Origin of the sequence: Mucilaginibacter sp. (genome assembly GCF_964263795.1) — a bacterium.
Taxonomy (GTDB): domain Bacteria; phylum Bacteroidota; class Bacteroidia; order Sphingobacteriales; family Sphingobacteriaceae; genus Mucilaginibacter.
This window is the reverse complement of record NZ_CAXVWK010000020.1, coordinates 1-15,762: the sequence shown is the minus strand read 5'-3', so window position 1 is coordinate 15,762 and position 15,762 is coordinate 1. Positions and strand designations below refer to the sequence as shown.

The window sequence follows — 15,762 nt, the reverse complement described above, 5'->3', positions numbered from 1 at the left end:
TGTTATATATATATCCCTGTCGGCGTCACTAAAAGAATAAAGAGGCATAATCCAGTTTATGCCTCTTTATTCTTTTAGTGGTAACAACTTCCGTTGTTGACCCGTTGTTCAAGGTACAATCACAACCTTGCCATAGGCTGTCCGTGATTCGGCCAGTTTCATGGCAGCTGTAATTTCATTCAAGGTAAAACGGGCAGCAATTTGTGGTTTTAGCACTCCGCTAGCCAGTAAAGTGGTAAGCTGCGCAAACGTTTCCCTTAATTGTTTCTGAAAAGCTTCTGTACCTTTTCCGTCCCAAATGTTGTAGAAATAAGCCTTACGGCCGTTAGGCATCGTGTTCCACCAGGCCAACTGTACCAGTACTTTTAAAAACGGAATCAAAACATTGCAGGTGTCTTTCAATGCCGAGGCAATTGCATAACATACCAGCACGCCGCCTTTAGCAAGCAGATTAAAAGATCTGGAAAAGCTTGGTCCGCCCAAATGGTCAAATACTGCGTCTACGCCGCCCGGTGCAAGTTTGAGTACGCTCCCGGCCAAATCAACGTCGTTATAATCTACCGGCTGCACACCCTGTGCCCGTAAAGTATCATGGTGACGGGGTGAAGCTGTTCCAATTACCCGGACGCCGGCATGAAGGGCCAGTTGCGTAAGAATTGTTCCAACGCCACCATTGGCTCCGTGAACCAGTATCGTTTGCCCACGCTTGATCTGCGCTTTGAGGTGGAGCATTTGCCAGGCCGTAATGCCATTAACAATTAACGTCTCAGCTTCCTGCGGGTCAATGTCTTCAGGGACAGGTAACAGATCGCTGGCCTGGAGTAATACATAACTTGCCCAGCCACCAGTTTTAGTCATGGCAGCCACACGTTTGCCTACCAAAGCTGAGTCAACCCCAGAGCCTATTGCAACCACTGTACCGACCAGGTCATAGCCGGGAACGAAAGGGAACTTGGGCTGCTCGTAATACCTGCCACGGCGCATGGATTGCTCGGCAAAAGCTACACCACTGGCTTCCATTTTTACAATTACCTGCCCGGCAGCAGGATTATTTAATACGCGGTTTGTAAGTAATAATCCTTCCGGCTCAACTATGCCTGGCATAATTACTTCTGTTGTATTAAAGTTGGTTTGATCTGAAAGTTTTGCGTTCTGGTGATTTCCAGTATTAACTGTAATACTGTTTTCGGTTGTTGTAACTGTTTTCATGTTTTCTGCTGTTTAGTTTGATTGAACAGTACAAATGTACAGGCGCGGATTTTGGCTAAATTGTAAGAAAACGAAATGGCTGGTCAATAGGGCTGATCATCCGTTAGTTTACGAAAGTGTGCTCTGCACGACTGTAGTATTTATGGCTGAGATGGATAAGTATCTCCAACTACGCAGAAACTTCCATTATTTAAGTTCTTGATAAACTGCTGAGGGGCAAGGCCAAGGAAATACTGGAAGTCTTTGATGAGGTGGCTCTGGTCATGATAATCGTGCCTGCCGATGAGATCAAAAATAGCTATCTGCTGATTGCTCCGGGCAAGGATATAAGCTATAACTTCTTTAAAGCGCAAAAAGCGGAGCAGCTCTTTAACAGAATAGCCGGTATGCTTTTGAAACTTTAGCTGAATACTTCTTTCCGAAAGACGGGTATCAGCAGCTATGGCCTTTACCGGGTCAACACGGGGGTTGAAAAATTTGGCCAGGTTGCTGATTACCGTTTGAAATACCTGATCGTTTTCTTTTAGTAAGCCACTGGCTGATTGCTTAAGTAAACTCACTCTTTGTGCTGCTGTAGGTAGGGCTTTTAATTTTTCCCAAAGGCTATCAAAACGATCTTGATCCGTTAAAATTTCGGCACCTGTCCCTTCCTCACCAGTCAGCCCTGTTAATGGCATACTAAACAGGCGCTGAAAACCATTAAACTTAAAGTTGACAACCAACGCGTCTGCACCGGGCAGCAGTTCATAATTCAGCATCTGGCGGAGTGGGCCAATTACAGTAGTACGCCGGATAATTTCGGTTTGTAAGGGGTTGTTATGAAAGGAAATGCGTATAGGAACTCCAAAATTAAATATCAACATCATTTCCAAATTGGGACAAACATGCCTGGTGACGGGCTCTCCGTCTGAAGCAACCGACATATGATAGAAACTATTGATTACCTCTTCTAAAGGTGCCTCTACTAAAAATAGCGCTTCGTTTACATCCGTTTGTTCCATTACTATTTTTCGTTTTCTTACAATACCGGCGTTTGCCAGCGAACTAAGTTTGCCTTATCAAATTTAATGAAATCATTGATCAACTATCAGTTTATTAAACCTAAAAACATCACAAATTCAATACTATGAAAACGATCTGCCTAATTAACTTTCTATCCTCGGCATTTGTAATTGCCTGCAATTTCGAACTATCAGACCTTCCTTATTTTAACGGCATATTTCAAAATGCTTACTTCAATTCAATGGCGGCTTTAAAACTTCTTTTAAAAGGTTTGTCATAACCGCTTAATTAAACAGAGATGGAAATGGTGAATAGTTCCATCGGCTTACTTCGGCCTTTAAGCAGGGTTTCACCCACTGATGTCAGTACGTAACCTGCGGGAAGATGAAGTACGCTGATCAAATCCGCTGATACTAAAAGCTCCGCGCCAAATTGATTACACAGGCCTTGTATCCTTGCAGAAGTGTTTAAAACATCTCCTGTAAATATGATCTCCTTTTTTAGCGATCCTATTTCCCCGGCAGTGACTGTGCCGTAATGCAGCCCCGCTTTGAACTTTGGTAGTAAACCAAATTTATTGTTATACTTCTCTCCCTGATTTTCGAGCGCGCGTTTCATAGCAAAGAAGCAATCAACACTGTTATTATTTTTTAATCCGTCCTTAAGCTTCCAGCTAACGATCATCTCATCGCCGGCGTATTGATAAATTGCACCGGCGTGATCAATTACCGCACCAGACAGGTCTACGAAGTATTCTTTTAACATTTTAAAGTACTGAACATGTCCTAATCTTTCTGCAATTGTTGTTGATGATGCCATATCCACGAACATAAAGATCCTTTCTTCCTCTACCGGATGGTGATACTTTACCAGGAAAAAGTTGTTCAAAGTATTTAGTCCGATGCTTTCCCTGAACTCGGTATAAAATTGTGTGATTACTACTATGGCAGCAATGTATAGCAAAATGCCTACTACAGAGTAATTCGTGAAAAATGTCCAGACGGGTGACGATAATTTAAAGAAAGATTGCCCATCATGCGTAGATAATGCATTAACAAACGAGATGATGATCAGGAAAACAACAATGATGACCAAATAAAAAATCGACTTAAATGCAATCTTACTGCCGAAGCTGTTTTTACTAAACCTTTTATTGAAATAACTAATTTCCAGAATACCTGTCAATATACCCATTATTAAGGCAGCGGCTGGTATTACCAGGGCGTTTCTTGCGAAATCATACTTAACGCCGGATGAAGGGTAATGATCGAGATTTGCAACGAGACTTTTTTCGAGTACAACATATATTATACTAAACACAAACCATAGCATTCCGAAAGGAATGATACGTGCAATATCTCTTCTGATTTTCGGTGACAGCATAAGAATGGATGTAATAGAATGTCCTCTCAAAATAACATAAAATTTCTACATTAGGTTAGTCTGTTATTTGCTAGTCTGGGAAAGAGAAATTTGCAACATTTAGGCAGCCAAAACAATCCTTATCTTTACATTTATAATGACGCAAACTTCACTCAACAAGTATAATATTAAATTTCAGGAGGCCCTAGCAGGTTTAAATCCCGAGCAATTGGCGGCCGTTAACAAAATGGATGGCCCTGTTTTAGTTGTGGCAGGGCCCGGCACAGGCAAAACGCAGATACTGGCTGCCCGGATAGGTAAAATACTAACAGATACCGATGCCCAGCCTAATGAGATCCTTTGCCTTACCTACACGGATGCAGGCGCGGTTGCCATGCGCAAGCGATTGTTTGAGTTTATCGGCCCGGATGCTTATCGCATCAATATTTATACTTTCCACGCTTTTTGTAATGAGATCATACAGGAAAACCTGGAGTATTTCGGCAAACTAAATCTGGAGGCGTTGTCTGACCTGGAATCGGCCATGTTGTTTAGGGAACTGGTTGACGATTTTGACAACGATCACCTTTTGAAGCGTTTTACCGGCGATATCTACTACGACGCGCCACGGTTAAAAAGTTTGTTCAGCACCATGAAGCGCGAGAATTGGGATGAAGACCTCATCGCAAAGGCTGTAACCGAATATCTGGACGATCTGCCTAACCGGGACGAATTTATTTATAAGCGGGCCAACCCAAAAGCGGGTATCAAAATAGGCGACCCTAAGCAAAAGGATATCGATAAGGCTAAAGAAACCATGGGTAAAATGCTGGCTGCTGTACGCGAATACAAGCGTTACGATGCCAAAATGAAATTGCGCGGCCGTTATGATTATGACGACATGATCATCTGGGTACTCCGGGCCTTTCGCGAAAATGAAGAGATCCTCCGCAAATATCAGGAACGTTACCAGTACATACTTGTAGATGAATTTCAGGACACCAGCGGCTCGCAAAACGAACTGCTTAAGTTCCTGCTGAATTATTGGGAAACGCCTAACGTATTTGTAGTTGGCGATGACGATCAATCGATCTTCAAATTCCAGGGAGCCAACATGAAAAATATCCTGGATTTTGCCGGCGATTATGTGGAGACGCTACACACTGTTGTACTGAAACACAATTACCGTTCTAATCAGCACATACTGGATATTTCCAGGGCGCTTATTAACAACAATAACGAGCGTTTAACCGCACAGCTAAGGTTAGATAAAAACCTGCAGGCATCACACCCGCGCTTTGCCGACATGGTGGTTGAGCCGGTGATTAAAGAGTATGAAAACCCTGATCAGGAGTTGGTTGACGTTGCCTTGCAAATAAAGGAGTTGATAGATAAGGGCACCGAGCCCGGCGAAATTGCGGTAATATACCGTAACCATAGTCAGGTAGAGGAATTACTGCATTACCTGGATGCGCAAAAAATTGCGGTAAACACCAAACGGAAGATCGATATACTGACGATGCCCTTTGGCGAAAAAATAGTGAATATTTTGCGCTATCTGGCCATGGAGCTTGATTCTCCGTATAGCGGTGACGAGTTACTGTTTGAAATATTGCATTACGATCTGTTTGATATCGCCCCTATTGAAATAGCCAAAGCCAGCATAGCTGTATCTAAAGAAAATTTTGCAACGGTATCAAATAATCAGCCCAATACATCGCTGCGCAGGTACATCAGCGAATTGAAGGTTTCGGCCCAGCCTGATCTGTTTAGCAGGCAGGATAATACATCAATGAAGTTTTTGGCCACTTATATTGATGATTTGCTAAAGGATGCCGTGAGTGTAACCCTGCAGCAGTTCTTTCAGAATGTGATTGCCAAGATGGGGATACTTAAATATATCATGCAGCAGCAGGATAAGGGCATGTATATGCAGGCGCTTACCAGTTTTTTTGACTTTTTAAAGGATGAGAGCCGTAAAAATCCGGAGATAAAATTGGCCGAGCTAATTGCTACTATCGACCTGATGAAGAAGAACAACATCAGGATGGATCTTAACAAAGTAATATTTTCTGATAATGGGATCAATTTTTTGACAGCCCATGGGTCTAAGGGGTTGGAGTTTGAGCATGTTTTCTTTATTGGTTGCGATAAAAAAACGTGGGATGCCAAGGGCCGTAACCATGGCTTTAGTTATCCTGACACGCTTACCCGGTCGGCATCTGATGATATCGCCCAGAAAGAAGAAGCGCGGCGTTTGTTTTACGTAGCCATTACACGTGCTAAGCAGTGTCTGAATATATCCTACTCTGGTAAAGACAAAAAAGGAAAGGATCAGGAGCCCTCGCAGTTTATTGGCGAGATACTGGCCAGTACACACTTGCAAGTCAAGTATCCTAAGGTAAGCAATGATGATATGATCGGATTTATTGCCACACAGTTCAGTGAAGCAGATAAGCCTGTGGTAGAATTGCTGGATAGAAATTACATCAGTCAGTTACTGCAAAACTATACTTTATCGGTTACCCATTTAAGTAATTACCTGGACTGCCCGCTGCGGTTTTACTTCCAGTGTTTAATCAGGGTGCCGTCTGGTAAAAGCCCGTCAGCAACCTTTGGGCAGGCGGTACACTGGGCGCTTAATAAAGCGTTTCGTAAGCTGCCGTTCTACGATAATGAATTTATGCCTACCGAAGAGTTTTTAAAGGAATTTCGCTGGTATATGTACCGTAACCGCGACTCGTTCACCAAAGAAGAATTTAAACTGCGTGTTGATTACGGGGAAAAGATATTGCCGCCTTACTATGAACAGAACGTTGCCGGTTGGAATAAGGTTGCTCAAACAGAGCGCAGCATAAAAAATATTGAAGTGAAGGGCGTGCCTATTAAAGGTAACCTTGATAAAATTGAATTTGACGGTAAGCAGGTAACTGTGGTTGATTATAAAACCGGCCGCGTGCGCAACGCTAAAGATAAGCTGATGCGCCCAACTACAGAGCAAATGAACGGCGGCGATTATTGGCGACAGGCGGTTTTTTACAAGATACTGATTGATAATGACCACACCAACGATTGGGAAGTGGTTAACACCATTTTTGATTTTGTAGAGCCGGTGAAAGACGGTGAATATTATAAAGAAAAGATCATCATATCGCCGGATGATGTAGAGGCGGTAACTGAACAGATAACTACTGTTTATCAAAAAATTATGAAACACGATTTTAGCACCGGCTGCGGCAAAAAAGAATGCGATTGGTGCCACTTTGTAAAAAACAACTTTAAACAACCTGAAGGGCTTTTAGCGGTTGCCGAAGGTGATGATGAAGAGTAAGTAAACTAAATAAACTATGAGGACACTCTGTTTCGTATTTTTTATAATGCTGACCTCAGGGTATGTATGTGCGCAAAAAGATAACAAGTGGTATCGCTTTATCGATACTAAAACAAACTTAACCGGTTATAAAGATGCGACAGGAAAAATTAAAGTGTCGGCAAAATTTGGACCACTAACAAGGGCAAGTGTTTTTAGAAATATCATTGCCATAGATGAGGAAGTTAGTGAGCGTAACTTTGCAAACTATTACTTACTAAAAACGGGTAAAAAGGTAGGGGTTGACAGCACTTATATCTGGGATTTTACTTTTCCTTTTGAAAATGAAGAGAAAATCATTTTTCGGGATAAAAAAACAGATAGAGTTGGGTTTTTTGATAAAAACGGGATAATAGCGATACCTGCTGTTTATAACGATGCCATGCCCTTTCACAATGGATTAGCCTTAGTTATTCGTAATGCAAAGCGCATTTGCTGGGAAGGAGGCGAGGCAACAAAATCAAATCCATGTGAACACTGGAGCTGGAAAGGCGTGACATCAATTATCAATGCTAAAAATGATATATTGGTTGACAGCTTAGATTTAGACAGCATTCCGCTCATCAATTGGTACTCCCTTAAAATAGGTGATAATCCGCTGGATAATTCGTTGTATATAAATCTTAAAGGGGTAAATGGCCGTGTTTATAGTTTTGTAGATTACAAAAGAGAGTTTCAGCAATGGTTCAGTAGCAAATTTTTGACCATTAAGAATGCGAAACAATTACGGCAGTGCTGTTTTAAAGTTTTTTCGGCTCAAATCAATAGACGGAAATATAACGACAGGCAAATGCTTAGTAGTGACTTTGCAATGGTGAGCAATTACTTAAATAAGATAAAAAATAATCGTTTACAAAGTGATACGGAGTCTGACGATCTTTACAGTGACGTTTACGGAAAAAAAGGCTTTGAAATGTTTTACAACGATATAGGAGAACACGATAGATTCAAGTATCCTGCATTTGTAGTTTATGTTGGTAACAAGAAAAATTTGAATGAAGAATCTTTTAGGTTTTTACGAACAGATTATGGTTATAAACTTATTTCAATGGTTCTTAAAAAACGAAACTGAGGCTTTTTATCAATTTCAACTTTTAATTCTTATAAAATTATAAATTGCGGTATGAAATACCTTAGCCTGCTCGCGTTATCACTTTTAACCCTTACCGCATCTGCGCAAACTGTTCTTAAACAGGATGCTTCCATTAAGCAAATGGTTGACGAGGTGTCATCAAAAAATATCGAGGCGATAGTCCGCAAACTGGTAAACTTTAAAACAAGGCATACTTTAAGCGATACGGTGAGTAAAACTGAAGGTGTTGGCGCTGCCCGCAACTGGATCAAGGCCGAGTATGAACGGTATGCTGCCGAGTCTGGCGGCCGTATGAAGGTAGAATTTGATGCCTTTATTCAACCTAAGGGCAACCGCGTGGATAACCCAACCCCAATGAAAAATGTAATGGCTGTTTTGAAAGGGACTGATACCGCTGATAAACGTATTTATATTGTATCCGGCCATTACGATTCAAGGGTGACCGATGTTATGAATGTCAAATCATTTGCGCCGGGAGCGGTAGATGATGCATCAGGCACGGCTGTATCTATGGAACTGGCAAGGGTTATGGCCAAAAGAAGCTTCCCGGCTACCATTATATTCATGGCGGTAGTTGGCGAAGAGCAGGGCCTTTACGGATCGACTAACGTTGCAAAACGTGCTAAAGCCGAGGGATGGCAGATAGATGCCATGCTGAATAATGATATTGTAGGTAACACTTATGGTATGGAAACGGGACTAAAAGATAACCGTAGTGTGCGTGTATTTAGTGAAGGTGTGCCGGCTGGCGAAACGGAAAAGCAGGCGGCGACCCGCAACTCTGTAGGTGGCGAAAATGACAGCCCCGCCCGTGAACTGGCCCGTTATACCAAAGAAATCGCTGAACGTTATGTGGAGCAGTTGGATGTGAAACTGATTTACCGCCGCGACCGTTACCTGCGAGGAGGCGATCATACACCGTTTTCGCAGCAGGGGTTTACCGCTGTTAGGATCACCGAAATGAATGAGGATTTTAACCGTCAGCACCAGGACATCCGTAAAGAAAACGGGGTTGATTATGGCGACCTGCCAGATTTTGCAGATTACGACTACACCCAAAAGGTTGGCCGCATGAATTTATCGGTATTGGCAAACTTGGTTATGGCACCGCCGTCACCTCAAAACGTTGTGATACAAACAAGCGGCCTTACTAATAAAACTAATTTGAAATGGGATGCACCAAAGGGCAAAGCACCGGCAGGTTATTACATTTTGATGCGCGAAACGATTAGCCCTTACTGGGAGAAAAAGTTTTTTGTAACAGGCACAAGTGCTGCTATTGGCTATTCAAAAGACAATTATTTATTTGCTGTGCAGTCTGTTGATGCTGGCGGGCACGAAAGCTTGCCGATATTCCCTAAGCCGGGCAGGTAATTAAATGTGAAATGTTTGTTTGCTGTTGCGGCCAATGGCCAGGTAGGATATAAATCCTATCACCGGTATCAAAAGGATAATGATGGCCCAAAGCGTTTTGTCGTTAGGTTGTTTTGCCGAGCGTACAATATCTAAAATACAGATCGCCCCAATCAACGGATAGCACATAGCAAGCAGCCAGATAAATATCATAACCAACTGAGGCGATGCAAGTCCGGTGGTCTGTAATAGGGTCATTAATAAGGGTTTGTATAAAGATAAACACTTTTATATTTCCTTACAATACCCTGCTGTTAAATTATTTAGGAATAATTGAATAGATAAGGGGTGTATTATTATCCCTTAAAGAATAATTAGATAGTCTATTTCACGCTTTTTCTTCGCACAATAAAGTAGCCGGCTACAAATACCACAACAGCCACCCCCAGGCTCACAAACACATCTTTAGTAAAAACATCTATCTGGAGGTCTCTCACCGGGCCTTTGTTTTGTTTGATCATGCTGCGCAGGGCTGCCATGGGGTGTGAGTAAGGGAACAGGTAAGCATACTCCCAATTGTTAGATGCTGCAATTACTCCGGCAATAGTAGCCACAAACCCAATACCCATCGGTTTTAAAAAATCTGCCCAAAGCAGGCTGAACAGAAATTGAATAGACAATATGCCGAGCGATGCCAAAAACAGTTTAAAGTAGATAAGCAGTAATTGCTGCTCCATGTGATAACCGCCAAATTTAAGTTCGGGTTTTAGTACGCCTAATAGGTTACCAAAGGCAATGGTGAAAACGCCGAACAAGGCGAGCGATAAAAAGATGAGGAATACGGCGTAGAAGAATTTAGCCCCATAAACCGACCAGCGCGACAAGGGCAAGCTAAACAACGTTTTCCAGGTATCGGCCTTATGCTCTACACTGTTAACTGAGTAAGCGATAAATATAATGTACATGGGCAACAGTAAGGTGCCCATGATGCCCAGGCTAACGGTAGCAAACTGCGACCATAATGCCATCGACTGCATGGAGGCAAATTTGTCGCTTTTTGTGTAAAAAATGGTAAAAGCAAGCAGGCTGATGAGTAGCGGCAATAAAATTGAGCACCAAAAGCTGAGCGTTTTGCGGGTCTTGTAAAATTCAGACCAAAATGATAGTAGAAATCCTTTCATAAGGTTAATTGCTTTTGGTGATATCTAAGAAAAGCTTCTCCAGATCTTTGTGCTGTTTATTAATACCGTAAACAGTGATCCCGTTTTGTACAAGGAGCGTATTAATATCGCCTATTTGCTGCTTTGAAGTAAAGGGAACAAATAAATGTTCATGGTTAATATCGTTTACCGTGTAATTATTGCGCTTTAAAAGATTTGCGGCATCTACCGTATTGTCGGCTTCGATATGTACCTGCGGCTGGCTGATACTTTCCAGGTCTTTAACGCTGCCCTGAAACAGCAACGCGCCATTGTTTATAATGCCTACGTGTGTTGCCATGCGCTCAATCTCGCCCAACAGGTGGCTGGAAATAAAAACCGTTTTACCCTGTTGTTTAACCAGGCGGATCAACAACTCGCGAATCTCGATGATGCCGTTAGGGTCGAGGCCGTTGGTAGGCTCATCTAATATCAAAAGTTTTGGGTCGCTTAATAAAGCAAGGGCGATGCCAAGGCGCTGTTTCATGCCTAATGAGTACTGGCCTGCTTTTTTGTGGGCTGCGTTGGTAAGTTGTACCAATTTCAGCATCTCATCTACCCGGTTGGTATTTACCTGCAGTAGCATTGCACGGTTTATCAGGTTTTCTTTACCGGTAAGGTGGGCGTATATAGCAGGCTGCTCTATCAACGAGCCAATTTGTGATAGTATTTGGATGCGGTTGACTTGCAGCTCTTTATCAAAAATGTGAATGCTGCCATCCTGAATCTTTAGCAGGTTGAGCAGCAATTTTATAGTAGTTGTCTTGCCGGCACCGTTGGGCCCTAAAAAACCATAAATGCTTTCTGTAGGTACCTGCAGTGATAGGGATTTTACCACTTGCTGGTTAGCAAAACTAAATGACAGGTTATCGGTACGAATTACCATACGTTATCCTGGGCGATAGATGCAACAGTTTTTACCAGCCCTACACCTTTAAAAAATAATGATGTTGCCTGTACTGCAGATGCGCTGCTGTTATTTTGTTTCTTTTGTTCAAACTGGTAGCTAACACCCATAACAATGGCGAATACTACCGGGGCCAATAATAAAATAAATGGATTTGAATTTGAAACTAACTTTTTCATTGTGTTGTGATTTGATAGAACAAAGGAATACTAAATACACAACCTGCTAAAATGAATTAGACCAACGGGCAGCATTTGTAGATGAACGGGTATTTACAACTACTAACCTGTTCGTCGGTTTAAAATGGCTGTTCATCTAAAAAAGCAGTAACTACATATAAAGGGTAGCTGCGATAAACTCCAAAACGTTACTTTAGATGCAGAAGTTTATAACATTAATGAGAAAAAGCTGGCAGATTTTCTGGCATACCCTGTTCTGGACGAGTATCATCTCCTTCTTTATGTTTATAGCATATAACGGCGGCCACACTGGCCTAACAAGCCTTTTGGTGCTGTTTGTTGTTTTTGGCATTATCAACATCGGGCTGTTTTACCTGAACTACCTGGTGCTTATCCCTAAATATCTGGATAAGAAGAAATATAAGCTTTATGCGATATACGTAATTGGCGCATTGGTTGCCATTGGCCTTGCTAAATACGGTACTGCAATAATTACCAAGCCCATCACGCTTACCAGGATGGGCAAAACCATTAGCTTTTGGCAGTACACATTCAGTACTACGTTCACCAGTATCATCTTCATATTTTTGAGCACGGTTTTGAAGTTTACAGTAGATTGGTTCCTGAATGAACGCATCCAGCGTGACCTGGAAAACCAGCGACTGAGTGCCGAGCTTTCATTTCTTAAATCGCAGATAAACCCACACTTTTTATTTAATTCTCTTAATAGTATTTATTCCCTGGCTTATCAAAAATCAGATACCACACCGGATGCTATCCTTAAACTGTCAGAAATTATGCGCTACATGCTGTATGAGTGTAATGATAACAAGGTAGATTTGAGTAAGGAATTGCAATACCTGCAAAACTATATCGACCTTCAGAAGATTCGTTTTGGTGATAACGCCTTTATCCAGTTTGAGGTGAACGGCGAGGTAACCAATCAGCATATTGCACCCCTGCTGCTGATCTCTTTTATTGAGAATGCCTTTAAGCACGGCATTACAAATGACCCAAAGGTGCCTATCAGTTTGCGAATTAATTTAGCGGATGGCCAGTTTTATTTTTTCATTCAAAATAAGAAGAGCTCGCACAACAGGGATGCATCGGGAGGGATAGGGCTCGTGAATGTGCAGCGCCGGCTCGACTTGCTTTATCCCGACAAATATAATTTAGATATTCGTGACGAAACGGATACATACACAGTGCAATTATCCTTAGTTTTATAGCCATGATCAAGTGCCTTGTAGTTGATGATGAGCCCCTGGCTCTGAATATACTGGAAGATTACATTTCCAAAATGCCTTTCCTGCAACTGGTAAAAGCTACCACCAACCCAATCGAAGCATTAACTTTGGTGCAGGCAGGCGGCATCGACCTTGTATTTTTAGATGTACAAATGCCAGAGCTTACCGGTATACAGTTTTTAAAAATTGCCAACGGCAAGGCTAAAGTGATCCTTACAACTGCCTATCCTCAGTATGCGTTAGAAGGGTATGAATTGGATGTGGTAGATTATTTGCTAAAACCTATTGCATTTGACAGGTTTTTTAAATCGGTACAAAAAGCACAGGGCGTTTTGCAGCCGGCCGCCCCGGCAGCAGTTACCGCTACCCATGCGGAAGCTAAAGACGATTTTTCAAACGATTTTATATTTGTAAAAACCGAACATAAAATACAAAAGGTGTATTTGCACGACATACTGTTTATTGAAGGCCTTAAAGATTATATTTCAATTTTTACACCTGCAGAGCGTATCATCACGCTGCAGAATATGAAAAAGATGGAGGACGCCCTGCCACCGAAGCACTTTATCCGGGTACACAAATCATACATTGTATCCATTAATAAGATAGACAGTATTGAGCGTAGCCGCATTTTCATAGGCGAAAAAGTTATTCCCGTTGGTGATACCTATCGGGACGAATTCTTTAAGATTGTCGATGGGAAAAATATATGATCGGTTCGCAGTTTTAGCATTATCAATACGGTAGCAATCATTGCAGTTGCCAACCACTAACCGCTGCAATTTGTTTACTGCCCATCTGGCTGTTGCGTCATTATCCTAATCTCTTTAGGGTAATAGTTATTGATCCGATTGGGTAAAAGTTTTGCCCAGCCTAAAGCCAACCCTTCGTAGGTCATTAAACTCCAGCCCTTGCCGGTTATAGCGATGTCAATATTGTCTCGGCGTAAATATTGGATGGCTTGTTCTTTGGTGAGTTCGGTGGCTAATACTGCATCCTTATTAATAGCGAGGCTCAAGGCCAGTTCATGGTCGGGTATCAAGTCATTACCTGCAAGTTTCCCAATTCTTACACCCGATTTTTTAATATAAAGGTGGCGGTGCAAAATATTCAAGCTCTCCTTGTGTTCGCGATTGATGGCCAGCCAGTCGTCGTTAACTTTAAAAAAGTAAAAGTCGTCGGGCTCGTTCAAATAGCCTTTTACAATATCCATCTCTTTTGCCGGTAATTTTTGCTGGCCGTTGTTTTTGTAGTTAGATGCGCCGCCGCTGCTCGCTTTTTTACGCAGGCAACTCGCAAATAGTCCCTCGCCCTGTACCTTGCCGGGGTAAAACCGGTAGCCCCATGCTTTTTTAAGCGGCGACTCTGTCTCAACAACTCCCCACTCCTTATATATAGGTATACGTACACTCTCCAGGTCAAATTCGGTACAAAGCCAATCTAAAATATCTTCGTTTTCCTGGTGCGAGTAACTGCAGGTACTATATATAAGGTAGCCTTCATCCTTTAGCGCCGGGTAAATATCGGCCAGAATGCGTTCCTGCCTTTGGTGGCAAAGGTTTACGTTGCCCTCGCTCCACTCATTCATGGCAGCGGGGTCTTTGCGGAACATGCCCGATCCTGAGCATGGGGCATCTACCAGTATCATATCAAAAAAGCTGTGGATGCTATTAAAATCCTTAGGGTCGTTATTAGTAACAATTACATTCGATGTTCCCCAGCGGTCAAGGTTATCTGTTAATATAGGTACCCGCGTTTTAACTATTTCATTGGCTACTAATAAATCGTTTTCAGTTAAAGCAGAATTAAGCAGGGTGCTTTTGCCGCCCGGGGCAGCACAAAGGTCCAGTACCTTAATAGGATCTTCCTTTTCCGGGCGGATGGTTCTTATTATATGGTCAATAAACATAGATGACGCCTCCTGAACATAGTAGGCACCTGCGTGAAAAATCGGGTCAAATGTAAAAGACGGACGAGTATTCAGATAAAATCCCTCCCCGCACCAGGGAACAGGTGCATCTGTTTTTACCGGCGATGGCTTAAAAGGATTAAGGCGGATGGAGGTTACTGTCTGTTCGGATTGATGCGAATCTATAAAACTTACTCGGTCAAACCCCGGTTCGTGGTCCAATAATGATAAAAAACCAGATGGAAAATTATTAACATTCATATCTATTTCAAATTTACATAAAATTTTTCGGCATAGATTTGACGCTTTTCACAGTTGAGTTGAACGATTAGAAAGGGCTAAGAAGATTTTGCATGTAAAGTTTATATTAATTTTAGGTTAGCTATCAGTGAGTTATGTTTTTGTTTTAATTATTTGAGATTTTTTTTGTGTCGGTGAGGGTTTTGTTGTTACATTTGTGGCCGCTCAAATAGAAGGGGCGTTGTTTTTTGAAGGTTTAGCAAATATAATAAGTTTAAAAAAAGTGAATTTTTCACTTGTCAAAAACAAAAAGAATTTGCACCTTTGCAGCCCGCAACAACGAAAGGAATTGCGGTTGTTAATTGAAATAAAGCGAAGAAAATAAAGTTCAAAAAAAGTGAAAATAACACTTGACACGAATTAAAAATAATCGCATCTTTGCAGCCGCTTCGGTAACGAAGAAAAAGCATTGAAAATGAAAGCCACGAGGGTTTTCGCAATAAAATCAGAAGGTTTAAGCCGCAATGGCAGACAACATAAAGCAGATCCGCGAGGTGAAGCGCAAAGTTCTTAAAAGAGATAGAGAATAAATTATGCAGCGTAACATCAGCTTTCGATCCGGAGGCTGACAAGTTATAAGCGAAGCTTAAGGAGTGGGATATTGTAAGAGAATATTTTTTTTACAAGTTTCT

The 15,762-nt window shown here is 41.9% G+C and carries 14 protein-coding genes; 6 read left to right on the top strand and 8 right to left on the bottom strand.

All coding sequences use genetic code 11. The features are described 5' to 3' along the window. Positions 1–108: 108 nt before the first annotated feature. Positions 109–1,209 carry a medium chain dehydrogenase/reductase family protein gene (locus ACE5CV_RS03930; RefSeq protein WP_374948856.1) on the bottom strand — a complete coding sequence of 367 codons (1,101 nt, stop codon included), beginning with the start codon at positions 1,207–1,209 and terminating at the stop codon, positions 109–111. A gap of 140 nt (positions 1,210–1,349) precedes the next feature. Further along, the gene (locus ACE5CV_RS03925) at positions 1,350–2,210 is read right to left on the bottom strand and encodes a helix-turn-helix domain-containing protein (RefSeq protein WP_374948855.1); all 861 of its coding nucleotides are present in this window, start codon (positions 2,208–2,210) and stop codon (positions 1,350–1,352) included. 125 nt (positions 2,211–2,335) lie between these two features. Here ACE5CV_RS03925 and ACE5CV_RS03920 point away from each other — a divergent pair, with 125 nt between their 5' ends. Then, positions 2,336–2,491 (top strand): hypothetical protein, encoded by a 156-nt coding sequence (locus ACE5CV_RS03920; protein ID WP_374948854.1) that lies wholly within the window; start codon positions 2,336–2,338, stop codon positions 2,489–2,491. Between the two features lie 8 nt (positions 2,492–2,499). Here the strand turns inward: ACE5CV_RS03920 and ACE5CV_RS03915 are convergent, their stop codons facing one another. Further along, positions 2,500–3,594 carry an adenylate/guanylate cyclase domain-containing protein gene (locus ACE5CV_RS03915; RefSeq protein ID WP_374948853.1) on the bottom strand — a complete coding sequence of 365 codons (1,095 nt, stop codon included), beginning with the start codon at positions 3,592–3,594 and terminating at the stop codon, positions 2,500–2,502. 136 nt (positions 3,595–3,730) lie between these two features. Between ACE5CV_RS03915 and ACE5CV_RS03910 the strand changes: the two genes are divergently transcribed. From ACE5CV_RS03910 to ACE5CV_RS03900, 3 genes are read left to right on the top strand one after another with little or no spacing between them, the layout of a single operon-like run. Then, complete coding sequence (locus ACE5CV_RS03910) at positions 3,731–6,904, top strand: ATP-dependent helicase (RefSeq protein WP_374948852.1); 3,174 nt, start codon at positions 3,731–3,733, stop codon at positions 6,902–6,904. Positions 6,905–6,920: 16 nt separating this feature from the next. Next, positions 6,921–8,015 (top strand): WG repeat-containing protein, encoded by a 1,095-nt coding sequence (locus tag ACE5CV_RS03905; protein WP_374948851.1) that lies wholly within the window; start codon positions 6,921–6,923, stop codon positions 8,013–8,015. A 51-nt stretch (positions 8,016–8,066) separates the two neighbouring features. After that, the gene (locus ACE5CV_RS03900) at positions 8,067–9,410 is read left to right on the top strand and encodes a M20/M25/M40 family metallo-hydrolase (RefSeq protein WP_374948850.1); all 1,344 of its coding nucleotides are present in this window, start codon (positions 8,067–8,069) and stop codon (positions 9,408–9,410) included. On the opposite strand, the gene ACE5CV_RS03895 is transcribed toward ACE5CV_RS03900, so the two are convergent. The 4 genes from ACE5CV_RS03895 to ACE5CV_RS03880 form a co-directional block, all read right to left on the bottom strand. Beyond that, positions 9,411–9,647 carry a PLD nuclease N-terminal domain-containing protein gene (locus ACE5CV_RS03895; protein WP_374948849.1) on the bottom strand — a complete coding sequence of 79 codons (237 nt, stop codon included), beginning with the start codon at positions 9,645–9,647 and terminating at the stop codon, positions 9,411–9,413. It abuts the gene before it with no gap. Between the two features lie 125 nt (positions 9,648–9,772). Further along, positions 9,773–10,570, bottom strand: a complete 798-nt coding sequence (locus ACE5CV_RS03890) for an ABC transporter permease (protein WP_374948848.1) — start codon at positions 10,568–10,570, stop codon at positions 9,773–9,775. A 4-nt stretch (positions 10,571–10,574) separates the two neighbouring features. Continuing rightward, on the bottom strand, positions 10,575–11,474 hold the full coding sequence (locus ACE5CV_RS03885) for an ABC transporter ATP-binding protein (RefSeq protein WP_374948847.1): 900 nt from the start codon (positions 11,472–11,474) through the stop codon (positions 10,575–10,577). Further along, positions 11,468–11,674 carry a hypothetical protein gene (locus tag ACE5CV_RS03880; RefSeq protein ID WP_374948846.1) on the bottom strand — a complete coding sequence of 69 codons (207 nt, stop codon included), beginning with the start codon at positions 11,672–11,674 and terminating at the stop codon, positions 11,468–11,470. Before ACE5CV_RS03880 ends, ACE5CV_RS03885 begins: the two co-directional genes overlap by 7 nt. Positions 11,675–11,892: 218 nt before the next feature. On the opposite strand from ACE5CV_RS03880, the gene ACE5CV_RS03875 reads away from it, so the two are divergent. Next, positions 11,893–12,903: a sensor histidine kinase gene (locus tag ACE5CV_RS03875; protein ID WP_374948845.1), complete on the top strand. Its 1,011-nt coding sequence runs from the start codon at positions 11,893–11,895 to the stop codon at positions 12,901–12,903. Positions 12,904–12,905: 2 nt separating this feature from the next. Then, positions 12,906–13,634, top strand: coding sequence for a LytR/AlgR family response regulator transcription factor (locus ACE5CV_RS03870; RefSeq protein ID WP_374948844.1), 729 nt, complete (start codon positions 12,906–12,908; stop codon positions 13,632–13,634). Between the two features lie 74 nt (positions 13,635–13,708). On the opposite strand, the gene ACE5CV_RS03865 is transcribed toward ACE5CV_RS03870, so the two are convergent. Next, positions 13,709–15,091 carry an RNA methyltransferase gene (locus tag ACE5CV_RS03865; RefSeq protein ID WP_374948843.1) on the bottom strand — a complete coding sequence of 461 codons (1,383 nt, stop codon included), beginning with the start codon at positions 15,089–15,091 and terminating at the stop codon, positions 13,709–13,711. Between the last annotated feature and the right edge of the window lie 671 nt (positions 15,092–15,762).

Coding starts and splice junctions, on each gene's coding strand:
- ACE5CV_RS03930 (WP_374948856.1), bottom strand. CDS start 1,209: ATGAAAACAGTTACAACAACCGAAAACAGTATTACAGTTAATACTGGA.
- ACE5CV_RS03925 (WP_374948855.1), bottom strand. CDS start 2,210: ATGGAACAAACGGATGTAAACGAAGCGCTATTTTTAGTAGAGGCACCT.
- ACE5CV_RS03920 (WP_374948854.1), top strand. CDS start 2,336: ATGAAAACGATCTGCCTAATTAACTTTCTATCCTCGGCATTTGTAATT.
- ACE5CV_RS03915 (WP_374948853.1), bottom strand. CDS start 3,594: ATGCTGTCACCGAAAATCAGAAGAGATATTGCACGTATCATTCCTTTC.
- ACE5CV_RS03910 (WP_374948852.1), top strand. CDS start 3,731: ATGACGCAAACTTCACTCAACAAGTATAATATTAAATTTCAGGAGGCC.
- ACE5CV_RS03905 (WP_374948851.1), top strand. CDS start 6,921: ATGAGGACACTCTGTTTCGTATTTTTTATAATGCTGACCTCAGGGTAT.
- ACE5CV_RS03900 (WP_374948850.1), top strand. CDS start 8,067: ATGAAATACCTTAGCCTGCTCGCGTTATCACTTTTAACCCTTACCGCA.
- ACE5CV_RS03895 (WP_374948849.1), bottom strand. CDS start 9,647: ATGACCCTATTACAGACCACCGGACTTGCATCGCCTCAGTTGGTTATG.
- ACE5CV_RS03890 (WP_374948848.1), bottom strand. CDS start 10,570: ATGAAAGGATTTCTACTATCATTTTGGTCTGAATTTTACAAGACCCGC.
- ACE5CV_RS03885 (WP_374948847.1), bottom strand. CDS start 11,474: ATGGTAATTCGTACCGATAACCTGTCATTTAGTTTTGCTAACCAGCAA.
- ACE5CV_RS03880 (WP_374948846.1), bottom strand. CDS start 11,674: ATGAAAAAGTTAGTTTCAAATTCAAATCCATTTATTTTATTATTGGCC.
- ACE5CV_RS03875 (WP_374948845.1), top strand. CDS start 11,893: ATGAGAAAAAGCTGGCAGATTTTCTGGCATACCCTGTTCTGGACGAGT.
- ACE5CV_RS03870 (WP_374948844.1), top strand. CDS start 12,906: ATGATCAAGTGCCTTGTAGTTGATGATGAGCCCCTGGCTCTGAATATA.
- ACE5CV_RS03865 (WP_374948843.1), bottom strand. CDS start 15,091: ATGAATGTTAATAATTTTCCATCTGGTTTTTTATCATTATTGGACCAC.